The organism is Microbacterium sp. 22242 (assembly GCF_052045495.1).
Lineage (GTDB): Bacteria > Actinomycetota > Actinomycetes > Actinomycetales > Microbacteriaceae > Microbacterium.
In genome coordinates, this window is the sequence record NZ_JBQEOZ010000008.1 from 39,886 (window position 1) to 53,754 (window position 13,869).

General features: G+C 71.1%; 11 protein-coding genes. 8 read left to right on the top strand and 3 right to left on the bottom strand.

The genetic code is table 11. From position 1 onward, the window contains the following. Nucleotides 1-48 precede the first annotated feature (48 nt). The 6 genes from ACTJJZ_RS10460 (at nt 49) to ACTJJZ_RS10485 (ending at nt 7,614) form a co-directional block, all read left to right on the top strand. Entirely contained in the window at nt 49-873 is an 825-nt protein-coding gene (locus tag ACTJJZ_RS10460; RefSeq protein ID WP_440721121.1) for an ABC transporter ATP-binding protein, read from the top strand. Further along, nucleotides 870-1,682, top strand: coding sequence for an ABC transporter ATP-binding protein (locus ACTJJZ_RS10465; protein WP_440721122.1), 813 nt, complete (start codon nt 870-872; stop codon nt 1,680-1,682). Before ACTJJZ_RS10460 ends, ACTJJZ_RS10465 begins: the two co-directional genes overlap by 4 nt. After that, nucleotides 1,679-2,815, top strand: a complete 1,137-nt coding sequence (locus ACTJJZ_RS10470; RefSeq protein WP_440721123.1) for an ABC transporter permease — start codon at nt 1,679-1,681, stop codon at nt 2,813-2,815. The genes ACTJJZ_RS10465 and ACTJJZ_RS10470 overlap by 4 nt, the downstream gene beginning before the upstream one ends. Before the next feature lie 2 nt (nt 2,816-2,817). Continuing rightward, on the top strand, nt 2,818-3,942 hold the full coding sequence (locus tag ACTJJZ_RS10475; RefSeq protein WP_440721124.1) for an ABC transporter permease: 1,125 nt from the start codon (nt 2,818-2,820) through the stop codon (nt 3,940-3,942). Continuing rightward, on the top strand, nt 3,939-6,224 hold the full coding sequence (locus ACTJJZ_RS10480; RefSeq protein WP_440721125.1) for a glycoside hydrolase family 3 N-terminal domain-containing protein: 2,286 nt from the start codon (nt 3,939-3,941) through the stop codon (nt 6,222-6,224). The genes ACTJJZ_RS10475 and ACTJJZ_RS10480 overlap by 4 nt, the downstream gene beginning before the upstream one ends. A gap of 106 nt (nt 6,225-6,330) precedes the next feature. Next, a complete protein-coding gene (locus ACTJJZ_RS10485; RefSeq protein ID WP_440721126.1) occupies nt 6,331-7,614 on the top strand; it encodes an MFS transporter in 1,284 nt (427 codons plus the stop codon). Nucleotides 7,615-7,626: 12 nt separating this feature from the next. Here the strand turns inward: ACTJJZ_RS10485 and ACTJJZ_RS10490 are convergent, their stop codons facing one another. The 3 genes from ACTJJZ_RS10490 to ACTJJZ_RS10500 form a co-directional block, all read right to left on the bottom strand. Further along, nucleotides 7,627-9,288 (bottom strand): glycoside hydrolase family 13 protein, encoded by a 1,662-nt coding sequence (locus ACTJJZ_RS10490; RefSeq protein WP_440721127.1) that lies wholly within the window; start codon nt 9,286-9,288, stop codon nt 7,627-7,629. Nucleotides 9,289-9,510: 222 nt separating this feature from the next. Beyond that, on the bottom strand, nt 9,511-10,431 hold the full coding sequence (locus tag ACTJJZ_RS10495) for an NAD(P)-dependent oxidoreductase (RefSeq protein ID WP_440721128.1): 921 nt from the start codon (nt 10,429-10,431) through the stop codon (nt 9,511-9,513). A gap of 268 nt (nt 10,432-10,699) precedes the next feature. Beyond that, the gene (locus ACTJJZ_RS10500; protein WP_440721129.1) at nt 10,700-11,542 is read right to left on the bottom strand and encodes an alpha/beta fold hydrolase; all 843 of its coding nucleotides are present in this window, start codon (nt 11,540-11,542) and stop codon (nt 10,700-10,702) included. 95 nt (nt 11,543-11,637) lie between these two features. Between ACTJJZ_RS10500 and ACTJJZ_RS10505 the strand changes: the two genes are divergently transcribed. Both ACTJJZ_RS10505 and ACTJJZ_RS10510 read left to right on the top strand, forming a co-directional pair. Further along, a complete protein-coding gene (locus ACTJJZ_RS10505; RefSeq protein WP_440721130.1) occupies nt 11,638-12,273 on the top strand; it encodes a TetR/AcrR family transcriptional regulator in 636 nt (211 codons plus the stop codon). Next, entirely contained in the window at nt 12,270-13,826 is a 1,557-nt protein-coding gene (locus tag ACTJJZ_RS10510; RefSeq protein WP_440721131.1) for an SDR family NAD(P)-dependent oxidoreductase, read from the top strand. The genes ACTJJZ_RS10505 and ACTJJZ_RS10510 overlap by 4 nt, the downstream gene beginning before the upstream one ends. The last annotated feature ends 43 nt before the right edge of the window (nt 13,827-13,869 follow it).

A 13,869-nucleotide genomic window follows, 5' to 3' on the forward strand; every position in this document is an offset into this window, starting at 1 on the left:
AGACGCAACGCCGCGCTCGCCCGACGAGCGGAACAGGAGCACGTCCTCATGACAGATTCCCTTCTTTCCGTCCGCGACTTCTCCGTCGTGTACGACGTGGATCCGCCGGTCGCGGCGGTCAAGAACGTCACCCTCGACATCCGCCGCGGCGAGATCGTCGGCCTCGCCGGCGAGAGCGGCAGCGGCAAGACCACGCTCGCGTACGGCGTGCAGCGGCTGCTGAAGCCGCCGGCGGTCATCACCAGCGGCAGCGTCGTCTTCCACGACGAAGGCGGCGAGGACGTCGACCTGCACGCGCTCGACGTCGAGCAGATGCGCCGCTTCCGCTGGGACAAGGTCTCGATGGTGTTCCAGGGGGCGATGAACGCGCTGAACCCGGTCGCCACGATCGGGTCGCAGCTGGACGACGTGTTCCAGGTGCACCGCCCGCGGATGAGCCGTGCGGAGCGGCGTTCCGCGGTGATCGACCTTCTGGAGATCGTGAAGGTGGGCGGGCAGCGGCTGCGCTCGTATCCGCACGAGCTCTCCGGCGGCATGCGCCAGCGGGTCATGATCGCGATGGCGCTCGCGCTGCGCCCGCAGCTGATGGTGATGGACGAGCCGACGACCGCGCTGGACGTCCTGGTGCAGCGCGAGATCCTCAAGCAGATCTCGCAGCTGCGCCACGAGTTCGGGTTCTCCGTGGTCTTCATCACCCACGACCTTCCGCTGCTCCTGGAGATCAGCGACCGCATCGCGATCATGCGCGAAGGGGAGATCGTCGAACTGGCCGACGCCCGGCAGATCTGGACCGATCCGCAGCACGAGTACACGCGGGACCTGCTCCGGTCCTTCCCGCGCCTGACCGGCGAGAGAGGAGTGGTGGTGCGATGACCACGCTCGAGTTCCGCAACGTCACGAAGATCTACCACGTCCGCGGCTCCGGCCAGCTCAAGGCGCTCGACGACGTGAGCTTCACGCTCCACTCGCGACAGACGATCGGCCTCGTCGGCCAGTCCGGCAGCGGCAAGTCGACGATCGCGAAGATCCTCACCCAGCTGGAGACGCCGACGCACGGGGAGGTGCTGCTGGACGGCACCCCGATCCCGCGCCGCGGCACGGGGCTGCGGAAGTACCGCCAGCAGCTGCGGATGGTGTTCCAGGATCCGTTCGCCTCGCTGAACCCGTACCACTCGATCCGCCACCACATCGAGCGTCCGCTGCGCCTGGACCACGTGGTGCCGCGGCAGGAGATCGACGGCGAGGTTCGCCGCCTGCTGGAGCGGGTGCGCCTCGACGCGGACGCGGTGATGGAACGCCGCCCGCACGAGCTCTCCGGCGGCCAGCGCCAGCGCGTCGCGATCGCGCGAGCCCTCGCGTCCCGCCCGGCCCTGCTGGTCGCCGACGAGCCGGTGTCGATGCTGGACGTGTCGATCCGCCTGGGCGTGCTGAACCTCCTCGCCGACCTGCAGCGCGAAGAGGGGCTGGGCGTGCTCTACATCACCCACGACCTGGCCACCGCCCGCCACTTCAGCGACGAGATCATGGTGCTCAACCAGGGCAGGGTCGTCGAACGCGGACCCGCGGACGACGTCATCCTCCATCCGCAGGACCCGTACACGCGCGAGCTGCGCGCGGCATCCCCCGATCCCGAGGAGTACTTCCGAGCCATGCCGGCACCGACCTCCGGAGGCGTCCGATGAGCGCCGACACCTCCACGCCCACGGACCGCGCCGCCGTGGACCCGTCCGATCCCTCCGCCGGATCCGCCGGCACCGGCGCTGCGCCCGTCGATCCCACGCTCGTCGGCACGACCGCGACCAGGGCCGAGCGCGGCGGCGTCCGCGTGCCGTGGCGGTTCATGGGCGGCCGCGCCGCCTTCTACCTGTTCACCGCGTGGGCCGCCATCACCATCAACTTCTTCATCCCCCGGATGATGAAGGGTGACGCGGTCGACTCGTACATGGCGCGCAGCCAGGGCCAGCTGACCCCCGCCGCCGAGAAGGCGCTGCGGCTGCTGTTCGGCCTGGACAAGTCCGTGCCGCTCTGGCAGCAGTACCTCGACTACTGGGGCATGCTGCTGCGCGGTGACCTGGGCGTCTCGATCTCCACCGGCATGGCGCCGGTGGGCGACGCGATCGCCGCGGCCCTGCCGTGGACCCTGGGCCTCGTCGGCTTCGCCACGGTCATCTCCTTCCTGATCGGTACCAGCCTGGGCGCGGTCATCGGCTGGCGGCGCGGCGGGCGGCTGGACGCCCTCGTCCCGGTCACGACCTTCCTGGGCACGGTGCCGTACTTCTGGCTCGGCCTGATCTTCATCGCGGTCTTCTCGACCGTGCTCGGGTGGTTCCCCGCGGGGCACGCGTACGAGGTGGGGGTGGATCCCGGCTGGAACGCCGACTTCATCGGCCAGGTGGTCTCGCACGCCGCGCTCCCGATGATCACGATCGTGATCGCCTCGCTCGGCGGATGGGTGCTCGGCATGCGCAACATGATGCTGACGGTCCTCGACGAGGACTACATCACGGTCGCGCAGGCGAAGGGCATGCCGAATCGCCGCGTGCTCTGGCGCTATGCCGCGCGCAACGCGGTGCTGCCGCAGATCCAGAGCTTCGCGCTCTCGCTCGGCTTCATCGTGGGCGGCACCATCGTGATGGAGATGGTGTTCTCCTACCCGGGCATCGGCCTGCTGCTGCTCAGCGCCACGAACGCGAAGGACTACGCCCTGATGCAGGGCATCTTCCTGGTCCTCGTGATGGCCGTGCTCGTGGCGAACATCATCGCCGACATCGCCTACGCGATCCTCGATCCCCGCACCCGGCAGACGGAGGCCTGATCATGACGACTCCCGCAGAGAAGTCCACGGGCCTCGCAGCGCCCTTTCCTGTCTCGCCCGGTCCCGTGCCGCCCGCTCTCGCCCAGCCCGGCGCAGGGGCTCCCGAGACCGCGTCGCTGCTCGCCGCCGACCGCCGCGCGGGCACGACCGAGAAGACCTTCCTGGGCCAGCTCAAGACCGCGCTGGCGATGTTCGGCAACCGCAAGTCGGCGGCGGGCCTGATCATCCTCGGCGTCTTCACGCTCGTCGCGATCCTCGCGCCGTGGATCTCGCCCTACAGCCCGACCGCGCAGAACCTGGGGGCGACGCTGCAGCCGCCGTCCTTCGCGCATCTGCTCGGCACGACCCACATCGGCGAGGACGTGCTCAGCCAGCTCATCTACGGCACCAGGGGCGTGCTGGTCGTCGGCTTCCTCGCCACGATCATGGCCACCGTGGTCGCGATCGTGGTCGGCGTGACCGCCGGCTACCTGCGCGGCTGGAAGAGCGAGTCCCTCTCGGCGCTGTCGAACGTGTTCCTGGTCATCCCCGGCCTGCCGCTGATGATCATCATCGCGTCGCAGTTCGAGGATCCGCCGCTGGTCGTCATCGCCGCCGTGCTGGGGCTGACCGGCTGGGCGTGGGGCGCCCGCGTGCTGCGCGCGCAGACCATGTCGCTGCGCAACCGCGACTTCATCCAGGCCGCGCGGGCCAACGGGGAGCCGCTGCACCGGATCATCCTCGTGGAGATGCTGCCCAACCTGATGGCGATCATCGCGTCGAGCTTCGTCGGCACGATGACCGCGGCGGTCCTCGGACTCACGACCCTCGCGTTCATCGGCGTCATCCCGGTGTCGAACCTGAACTGGGGCACGATCCTGTTCTGGGCGCAGCAGAACAGCGCGTTCCCGGACTACTGGTGGTGGTACGTCCCCGCCGGCCTCTGCATCGCACTGCTCGGCGTGGCCCTCGCGCTGGTGAACTTCGGCATCGACGAATACGTCAACCCGCGCCTGCGCTCCGCCGGCGAGCGCGCCCGCGCGCTGAAGAAGCGCGGCATCGACGCGAACGCCGCCGTGACCGTCGTCCGCACCGTCCCCTCCTCCGGCACCCCGTCCGGACCCGACCCCGAAAGCACCTCCGCATGACGGCTGCCCCGCCCTACCAGGACCCCTCCCTCTCCACGGCCGCGCGGGTGGCCGACCTGCTCGGCCGCATGAGCGTCGAGGAGAAGGCCGGGCAGATGCTGCAGCTCGACGCGCGCGACGATCTGCGCGACCACGTGCTGCGCCGGCACGTCGGCTCGATCCTGCACACCTCCCCGGAGCGGATCCTGGAGGCGAACCGGCTCACCGCCGAGACCCGGCTGCGGATCCCGCTGCTGGTCGCGGAGGACTGCATCCACGGGCACTCGTTCTGGCCCGGCGCCACCGTCTACCCCACCCAGCTCGGGATGGCCGCGTCGTGGGACGCGGGTCTGCTGGAGCGGGTCGCGCGCGCCACCGCCGTGGAGGTCGCCGCAACCGGCATCCACTGGACGTTCTCGCCCGTGCTGTGCATCGCCCGCGACCTGCGCTGGGGACGCGTGGACGAGACCTTCGGCGAGGATCCCTTCCTCATCGGCGAGCTCGCGAGCGCGATGATGCGCGGCTACCAGGGGGACGGGCTCGGGGATCCGACAGCGATCCTCGCGACCGCGAAGCACTTCGCCGGGTACTCGGAGACGCAGGGCGGGCGCGACGCGAGCGAGGCGGACATCTCCCGCCGCAAGCTCCGCTCCTGGTTCCTGCCGCCGTTCGAGCGGGTCGCGCGCGAGGGATGCCGGACCTTCATGCTCGGCTACCAGAGCACCGACGGCGTGCCGATCACCGTGAACGACTGGCTGCTCAGCGAGGTGCTGCGCGGCGAGTGGGGCTACACCGGCACGCTCATCACGGACTGGGACAACGTCGGCCGCATGGTGTGGGAGCAGAAGGTGCAGCCCGACTACGCGCACGCGGCGGCCGCCGCCGTGAAAGCCGGCAACGACATGATCATGAGCACGCCCCGCTTCTACGAGGGCGCGCTCGACGCGGTCGCGCAGGGCCTGCTCGCCGAGGACGCGTTCGACGCCGCGGTGGCGCGGATCCTCACCCTGAAGTTCGACCTGGGTCTGTTCGAGGATCCGCGCCTGCCCGCCGGCGACCTGGCCGCGGTCGTCGGCAGCGCCGCGCACGCCGAGCTCAACCTCGAGGCCGCGCGCCGGTCGATCGTGCTGCTGGAGAACGACGGGACGCTGCCGCTCGTGGCAGGAGGGAAGCTCGGGGCCGGGAACGGGCGGTCCGCCGAGACCGGGCCGGCGGCCGCACCGCTGCGGGTCGCGCTGGTCGGCCCGCTCGCCGACGACGCGCAGACCCAGCTCGGCGACTGGGCCGGCGGGTCAGGGCAGGCCGGCTGGCTGGACGGTCAGCCCCGCGAGATGATCACCACGGTGCGCGACGGCCTGCGGGCTGTCGACGGCTGGGACGTGCGGTACGCGCAGGGGGCGGAGATCCTCACGCTCGAGGAGGATCCGCTCGGCGCGACCTTCCCGGACGGTCAGCCGCGGCCGAAGGTCGTCGTACCCTGCCCTCCCGATCGGGAGCTGATCGCCGAAGCCGTCGCGGCGGCCGAGTCCTCCGACGTCGTGGTCGCGGTGGTGGGCGATCGGATCGAGCTCGTCGGCGAGGGGCGCTCGACCGCGACCCTGGAGCTCATCGGCGGCCAGAGGGCGCTGCTCGATGCCGTGATCGCGACGGGCCGGCCCGTGGTCGTGGTGCTGCTGGCGTCCAAGCCGCTCGTGCTGCCGGCCTCGGTCGCCCGGGCCGCCGCGGTGGTGTGGGCCGCGAACCCCGGCATGCTGGGCGGCCGCGCGATCGCCGAGATCCTCTCCGGTGCCGTCGAGCCGTCCGGCCGCCTGCCGATCTCCTTCGCGCGCCACGTGGGCCAGCAGCCGACGTACTACAACCAGATCCGCGGCCAGCACGGCGATCGCTACGCCGATCTCACCCAGGCGCCGGCCTGGGCGTTCGGCGAGGGGCTGTCGTACACGACCGTGGAGTACTCCGAGCTCTCGCTGGAGTCGTCCGTGCTCGACGCGGCCGGCACGATCGTCGGCGAGGTGACGGTGACGAACACGGGTGCCAGGCCGGTGCGCGAGACCGTGCAGGTCTACGTGCGCGACACGGTCACGAGCGTGAGCTGGACAGACAAGGAGCTGAAGACGTACCGCCAGATCGAGCTGGATCCGGGGGAGTCCGCGCGCGTCCGCGTCGAGCTGCCCGTGCCGGACTGCACGGTCGTCGACGCCGCCGGTATCCGCCGGGTCGAGCCCGGCGCGTTCGAGCTGCTGGTCGGTCCGTCGTCCCGCGACGAGGTCCTGCTCGTAGCGGGTTTCGAGGTCGTGGGCTGAGCGACCGAGGAGCGGACGGCAGGCTGTCCGCGGCGACGTCCGACGATTCGTCCGGATTCCTTGCAAAAGCCTTCGCGCGACGGCTCCGCCCTGCTTGGATGACCTGGTGCGCACCACTGCTGAGGACGACGGCTTCCGGGCCGGAGCTCTGATCTGGTTCGCCGTCGCGACCTTCTCGATGGGCATCGACGGCTATGTCCTGGCGGGTCTGCTGCCGCAGATCGCCACCGACCTGCGCGTGGACGCAGCAGCGGCGGGGCAGCTCATGAGCGTGTTCGCGGCGACCAGCGCCATCGCGGGCCCGCTGCTCGGCGCTCTCACCGGTCACTGGGAGCGCAAGGCGACGATCGTGCTCGCGCTGGGCGTGTTCGTGCTCGGCAACCTGCTGGTCGGGCTCGGTCCGACCTACTTCTGGGTCATGCTCGGGCGCGTCGTCTCCGCCCTGGGCGCGGCGCTGCTGAACGCGGTGATCGGCTCGTACGTCATCGCCCGCACGCCCGAGCGCTACCGCGGCCGCGCGCTCTCGCTCATGATGGGCGGCTTCCTGTTCGCGACCGCACTCGGGGTGCCGATCGGGCTCGCGATCGGCCAGGCCGACTGGCGGATCCCGCTGTTCCTCGTGGTGGGCGTCGGCGCGGCGGCGCTCATCGGGATCCTGCTCCGCGTCCCCCGGCTGCACCTGCCGGTGCTGTCGCTGCGCGAGGCGCTGAGCCCGTTGACCCGGCCCGCGATCCTGGTCGTGCTCGTGGTGCCGATGGGACTCATGTGCGCGAGCTACCTCTGCTTCACCTATGCGACGCTCATCCTCGGCCCGCGCATCGGCGAGGGGTACCCGATGATCGGCGCGCTGTTCGGCTACGGGATCGTGAGCCTCGCGGGCAACATCGTGTCGGGCCGCGCCACCGATCACCGGGGCCCGGTCGCGGTGCTGACGGTCATCGTCACCACCGTGCTCGCGGCGGCCCTGCTCGGCTGGGCGGGGCTGATGCTCCCCGGGATCGCCGGCGCCGTCGCCGGTGTCGCGTGGTTCCTGGTCTGCGCGTTCTTCAACGGAGGCTCCGGGGTCGCCGCGCAGACCCGGCTCTCCGCGATGGTGCCGCCGGCGGTGGCGGCACTCGTCCTCGCCCTCAACGGCAGCATGATGATGCTCGGCAGCGGGCTGGGGAGTGCGCTCGGCGGCGTCGCGCTCGCCGCCGGGGCGCTGCCGGATCAGCTGCTGCCGTTTTCGGGCGCTGTGCTCGCCGTCACGCTGGCCGCGCACCTGCTCTCGGTCGGCGTGCTCCGCCGTCGGAGCGCGGTCGACGGTGCGGCCGACAGTGCGGCCGGCAGTGCGGTCGACAGCGCGGCCGGCACCGGAGAGCCTCCGATGGGCGGTGCCGAGCGTGCCTGAGCCGCGGCGTTCTCAGGCGAGCGTGTACCAGGCGGCGGAGTCCGGCGGCAGTGCGGTCCCGGAGAACGGCTCGCTGCGGACCACGACGGACGCCCCGGCCGGCAGCTCGAGCGGCGCCTCGCCGAGGTTCGCCGCGACATGCAGATCGCCGCGGCGGAACGCGACGGCGTCGTCGCCGAGATCCTCCCAGACGATGGATCCGGATCCCAGGCCGCGCTCGGCTCGCAGGCGCAGCAGCGTCTTGTAGAGCGCGAGGGTCGACGTGTCGGAGGCCTCTTCGGCGTCGCGAGCGTACTCGGCCCACTCCGCCGGTTGCGGCAGCCAGGAGGCGCCGGTGCCGTTGAAGCCGTACGCGGGCGCGGTGGCCGTCCACGGCAGCGGCACGCGGCAGCCGTCGCGGCCGTAGCGCTCGCCGTTCGTGCGGAACCAGCTGGGATCCTGCCGGAACTCGTCCGGGATCTCCATCGCCTCCGGAAGGCCCAGCTCCTCGCCCTGATAGAGGTACGCGGATCCGGGCAGCGACAGCATCACGGTCGTGGCGGCGCGGGCGCGGGAGAGGCCGACCGCACGGTCGGGCTTGGGCTCGTCCCGCGGGCCGATGCCGTCGCCCTGCGGGTTGTCCCAGGTGAGCGCGAGACGCGAGGCGTGCCGCACCACGTCGTGGTTGGACAGCACCCACGTGCTGGGAGCGCCGACCGCGCCGAACGCGTCGAGGGAGTCGCGGATCACGTCCCGCAGCTCGCCGGCGTTCCACGGCGTCATCAGGTAGTTGAAGTTGAAGGCCTGGTCCATCTCGCCCGGCCGCACCCAGAGCGCGATCTTGTCGAGCGTCGGCAGCCACGCCTCCGCGCAGAGCGCGCGATCGCCGTCGTACTCGGCGAGCACGGCGTGCCAGTCGCGGTAGATCTCGTGCACGCCCGGCTGACCCCAGTACGGCACGTCCTCCTGGTCGCCGCCCATCGAGTCGGCTCCCTCGGACGGCGTGTAGTCGGGCAGGCCGGCCTTCTTGATGAGCCCGTGCGCGACGTCCACGCGGAAGCCGTCGACGCCGCGATCCAGCCAGAACCGCAGCACGCCGCGGAACTCCTCGAGGACCTCCTGGTTCGTCCAGTCGAAGTCGGGCTGGCTGGAGTCGAAGATGTGCAGATACCACTGGCCCGGGGTGCCGTCGGCCTCGGTCACGCGGGTCCACATGCCGCCGCCGAACACGCTCTCCCAGTTGTTCGGCGGCAGCTCGCCGTCGACGCCCTTGCCGTCGCGGAAGATGTAGCGGGCGCGCTCCCGGCTGCCCGGCGCCGCCTTCAGCGCCTCCTGGAACCAGGGGTGCTGGTCGGAGGAGTGGTTCGGGACCAGGTCGACGATGACCCTGATCCCGCGCTCGTGCGCGGCGGCGAGCATCGCGTCGAAGTCGTCGAGCGTGCCGAACAGCGGATCCACCCCGCGGTAGTCCGAGACGTCGTAGCCGGCGTCCTTCTGCGGGCTGGGCATGAACGGGCTCAGCCACATCGCGTCGACGCCGAGCTCGGACAGCGCGTCGAGACGGGAGGTGATGCCGGGCAGGTCGCCGATGCCGTCGCCGTTCGCGTCCGCGAAGGAGCGCGGGTAGATCTGGTAGATCACGGCGGTCCGCCACCATTCGGCGCCAGGGGCGGAGAACTGCTCGAGCTCGGTCATGCGATCAGGCTACGGGATCGGGTCGGCTTTCCCGGAATCGTGCGGATCGAATCGGTTCGAGCGCGAAGGATCCCGTGCCGCCGGGCGAACTCGGCGGCCGTTTCTCAGGACGGATTTCGCGAATCCGCGGAATCCGGTGCCGCGCAGCGCGGAATCGCGAATCCATCCTGAGAACGGTGCTCTCGGCAAGCCGGCCGGCCCACCGGATCCGCCGCAGTGGCGTCAGCGGGCGATCAGGTTGACCGGCTCCTCGCCGGCGAGCATGCGGTCGAGCTGGGTGCGGATGAGACGGACCATCCGCGGCTGCATCGCACTCGACGCGCCGCCGATGTGCGGGGTGAACAGCACGCCGGGGGCGGTCCACAGCGGGTGGCCGTCGGGGAGGGGCTCGGGATCCATCACGTCGAGGGCGGCGCGGATGCGTCCCGCCTCGGCGACCAGCGCGTCGGTGTCGACGAGCGTGCCCCGGCCGACGTTCACCAGCAGCGCGTCGTCGGCCATGTGCGCCAGCATCTTCGCGTCGAACAGCCGATGCGTCTCTGCTCCGCCGGGCAGCGACAGGATCACGATCTCGGCCTCGGGCAGCAGCGCGGGCAGGGCAGGGAGCGCGTGCACCGCGATCTTCCCGACGCCCTCGACGGTCTCGACGCGCGCGGTCTGTCCCACGGCCGTGATCGAGGTCTCGAACCCGGCCAGGCGCCGCGCGATGCCCTTGCCCACTCCGCCGATCCCGACCAGCAGCACGCGGCGGTCGGCGAGGCTCGAGGTGAACCCGCGATCCCAGAAGCCGAGGTCCTGTGCGCGCACGAACCGCGGCAGCTCGCGCTGCGCGGCGATGGTCAGGCCCACCGCCAGCTCGGCGGTGGCGGTCTCGTGCACGCTCGCCGCGTTCGCGAACGGGATCCCGGCGGGGATGCGCTCGATCACGGCCTCGTAGCCGATCATCTGCCCCTGCACGAGACCGACCTCGATGCCCTGCAGGGCGGACAGGCGCTGACGGCCGAGATAGGACGGCACCACGATGTCGATCCGCTCGGCGGGCGCTGGCGTCGACATGTCCCAGACGCGGACCTCGACCCCGGGCGGGAGCGGCAGCAGGTCCGCGGCGAGTTCGGCGTCGGGCACGGTCACGAGAAGGCTCACGATTCGAGGGTAGGCCTCTGCGGGCTCGGGGTGCTCTTGACGACGGCGGGATCGCCGGAACGGACGCGGCTGGGGGATCGCCGGAACGGACGCGGCCGGGGTCGGGCTCACGCGAGTGACCGCGACCGCGATCGCAACTGCGACGGGCCCACGCGAGCGACCGCGACCGAGACGCGTGAGCGACCGCGTCGTGGCCGCGTCCCGGCGATCCCCGGCACGCGACGGCGGCCCGCCGTCTCGTGGACGACGGGCCGCAGCGGCTACGGGGTCACTTCGCGAGGAAGTCCTTCAGGGCGGCGTTGACCTCGTCGGCGTGCGTCCACAGGAGCCCGTGCGGCGCGCCGTCGATCTCGACGTAGTCCGCGGCGGGGACGGCCTGGTGGAAGCGGCGTGCGGTCGCGTCGATCGGCAGGATGTTGTCCTTCGTGCCGTGCAGGATCAGGGTCGGCTTCTGCGCGGCGCGGACCGCCTCCACGTCGCCGCGGAAGTCCTCGATCCAGGCCGGGACGACCGCGTAGGCGGCGACCGGCGCGCTCGTGACGGAGAGGTTCCAGTTGGCGGTCACGACCTCCTGGCTGATGCGCGTGCCGAGGTTCTCGTCGAGGTTGTAGAAGTCGTTGTAGAACTGCGTGAACCAGGCGTAGCGGTCTCCCTTCGCGGCTGCCGCGATCCCGTCGAACACCTGCTGCGGGACGCCCTCCGGGTTGTCATCGCGCTGCACGAGGAACGGCTCGAGCGAGGCGAGGAACGCGAGCTTCGCGACCCGGTCGGATCCGTAGCGTGCGACGTAGCGGGCGAGCTCGCCGGTGCCCATCGAGAACCCGACCAGGACCACGTCGCGCAGGTCCAGCGTGGTCAGCACGGTGTTCAGATCCGCGGCGAAGGTGTCGTAGTCGTAGCCCGTCCCGACCTTCGACGACTGGCCGAAGCCGCGCCGGTCGTACGTGATCACGCGGTAGCCCTGTGCCAGGAGCTCGCGGGTCTGGCGCTCCCAGCTGTGTCCGTTCAGCGGGTAGCCGTGGATGAGGACGACGGGCTGACCGCTTCCCTGGTCCTCGTAGTACAGCTCGATGGAGGTGCTGTTCTCGGTGCCGACGGTGATGTAGCCCATGTGCGTGCCCTTCTGAGTTCGAATGAGAACGATCGTTCTCGCGATGACCACAACCATAGAGAACGATCGTTCTCGTTGTCAAGTAGACTGATGCCATGACCGAAGACGAGGCGCGCGAACAGATCCTGACGGCTGCCGAAGAGCTCTACTACCGCAAGGGATTCGCGGCGGTGGGGATGGACGAGCTCCGCACGGCAGCCGGCGTGTCGCTGCGCCGCCTGTACGGGATCTTCCCGGCGAAGGACGACATCGTCGCGGCGGTGCTGGAGCGCCGGCACGCCGAATGGGAGGGCGCGATCTCGGCGGCGGTGGCGGGTGCCGGTCCGACGCCGCGCGAGCGGCTGCTGGCGGTCTACCGCTATCTCGAGGAATGGTTCTGCGACGACGGCTTCCGCGGGTGCGCCTTCATCAACGCGTTCGGCGAGCTCGGCGGCACCCATCCCGCGATCGCGCAGATCGTGAAGGAGCACAAGGCGTCGTTCCAGGCATACATGGCCCACCTGGTCTCGGCGACCGGCGCTTCGCCGCTGCTCGCGGCGCAGCTCTCCATCCTCGCGGAAGGGGCGCAGAGCACGGCCGCGATCTCCGGAGATCCGCAGGTCGCCGTGCAGGCGCGCCGTGCCGCCGAGGTGCTGATCGAGTCCGCGCTCGCGGACCTCGATGAGAGCGCTGCGGCGTCCCACGCCGTCGGGGGTCCCGCCCAGACTGCTCGCGTAGAATCGTCACAATGACCGACGCCCCCTCCGACGCTCCGTCGACGCAGAGCGACCGCAGCGCCACGACAGGCGGCGAAACCGCAGGATCCGGCATCGACCCGGCAGACCTCGCGACCACGCTCCGGGTGCTCGCCGAGCTGCACGAGCTCGACCAGGACCACCCCGATTTCATCACTGTCCGCCGGGCGACCTCGGCCATGTTCAAAGCCGCCAAGCGCGTCCGCCGCAGGGAGATCCGCGACGCGATCGCCGAGGCGGATCGCGCCGTGATCGCCGCGACCGCGACCGGCGCCCCGGACCGCATCGACGACGAGACCCGCGGCCTGGATCTGGCGTCGAGTGTCGTCGAGGCCCCGATCGCCGGCGAGCTGCTGAAGCCCCGCAACTGCTACATCTGCAAGCAGCTGTACACGACGGTCGACGCGTTCTACCACCAGCTCTGCCCGGACTGCGCACGCTTCAGCCACGGCAAGCGCAATGCCCGCACCGATCTGACCGGAAAGCGTGCGCTGCTCACGGGCGGCCGCGCCAAGATCGGCATGCACATCGCGCTGCGGCTGCTGCGCGACGGCGCGCACACCACGATCACCACGCGGTTCCCGCGCGACGCGGTGCGCCGGTTCGCCGCGCTGCCCGACTCGGCCGACTGGCTGCACCGGCTGCGCGTGGTCGGCATCGACCTGCGCGACCCGGCCCAGGTGATCGCGCTCGCCGACTCGGTCGCCGCCCAGGGGCCGCTCGACATCCTCATCAACAACGCCGCGCAGACCGTGCGCCGCTCGCCGGGCGCGTATTCGCTGCTCGTCGACGCCGAGCTGCAGCCGCTGCCTGCCGGACCGCTGCCCGAGATGGAGACCTTCGGGCACACCGCGGATCCGCATCCCGAGGCGCTGCAGGCCTCGGTCGACGCGCACCCGCTGCTGTCGATCGCTTCGCTCGGCGGCACGATCGCCGAGCGGGGCGGGCAGGCGCTCACCGCCGAGGAGCTGTCCCGGCTCGCGATGGCGCCCGGATCCTCGTCGCTCGCGAAGCACGCGGACGGCACCGCGATCGACGCGGGCGGGCTCGTGCCCGACGTGAACCGGGTGAACAGCTGGGTGCAGAGCGTGGACCAGGTCGATCCGCTCGAGCTGCTCGAGGTGCAGCTCTGCAACACCACGGCGCCGTTCCTGCTGATCAGCCGGCTGCGCCCCGCGATGGCCGCCTCGCCCGCGCGGCGCAAGCACATCGTGAACGTCTCGGCGATGGAGGGGCAGTTCTCCCGGCGGTACAAGGGCCCAGGCCACCCGCACACGAACATGGCGAAGGCCGCGCTGAACATGCTCACGCGCACGAGCGCGGGCGAGATGCTGGAGACCGACGGGATCCTGATGACCGCCGTCGACACCGGCTGGATCACCGACGAGCGCCCGCACTACACGAAGGTGCGCCTGGCCGAGGAGGGCTTCCACGCCCCGCTCGATCTGGTCGACGGCGCGGCGCGCGTGTACGACCCGATCGTGCGCGGCGAGGCCGGCGAGGACATCCACGGCGTCTTCCTGAAGGACTACGAGCCCAGCCCCTGGTGACGCCCGGTCCCGGCCGCCTCCCGGGCCCTGAGCCTGTCGAAGG

Excerpts from the sequence above, each read along its gene's own strand:
- ACTJJZ_RS10460 (WP_440721121.1), top strand. The coding sequence starts at position 49 with ATGACAGATTCCCTTCTTTCCGTCCGCGACTTCTCCGTCGTGTACGAC.
- ACTJJZ_RS10465 (WP_440721122.1), top strand. The coding sequence starts at position 870 with ATGACCACGCTCGAGTTCCGCAACGTCACGAAGATCTACCACGTCCGC.
- ACTJJZ_RS10470 (WP_440721123.1), top strand. The coding sequence starts at position 1,679 with ATGAGCGCCGACACCTCCACGCCCACGGACCGCGCCGCCGTGGACCCG.
- ACTJJZ_RS10475 (WP_440721124.1), top strand. The coding sequence starts at position 2,818 with ATGACGACTCCCGCAGAGAAGTCCACGGGCCTCGCAGCGCCCTTTCCT.
- ACTJJZ_RS10480 (WP_440721125.1), top strand. The coding sequence starts at position 3,939 with ATGACGGCTGCCCCGCCCTACCAGGACCCCTCCCTCTCCACGGCCGCG.
- ACTJJZ_RS10490 (WP_440721127.1), bottom strand. The coding sequence starts at position 9,288 with ATGACCGAGCTCGAGCAGTTCTCCGCCCCTGGCGCCGAATGGTGGCGG.
- ACTJJZ_RS10500 (WP_440721129.1), bottom strand. The coding sequence starts at position 11,542 with ATGGGCTACATCACCGTCGGCACCGAGAACAGCACCTCCATCGAGCTG.
- ACTJJZ_RS10505 (WP_440721130.1), top strand. The coding sequence starts at position 11,638 with ATGACCGAAGACGAGGCGCGCGAACAGATCCTGACGGCTGCCGAAGAG.
- ACTJJZ_RS10510 (WP_440721131.1), top strand. The coding sequence starts at position 12,270 with ATGACCGACGCCCCCTCCGACGCTCCGTCGACGCAGAGCGACCGCAGC.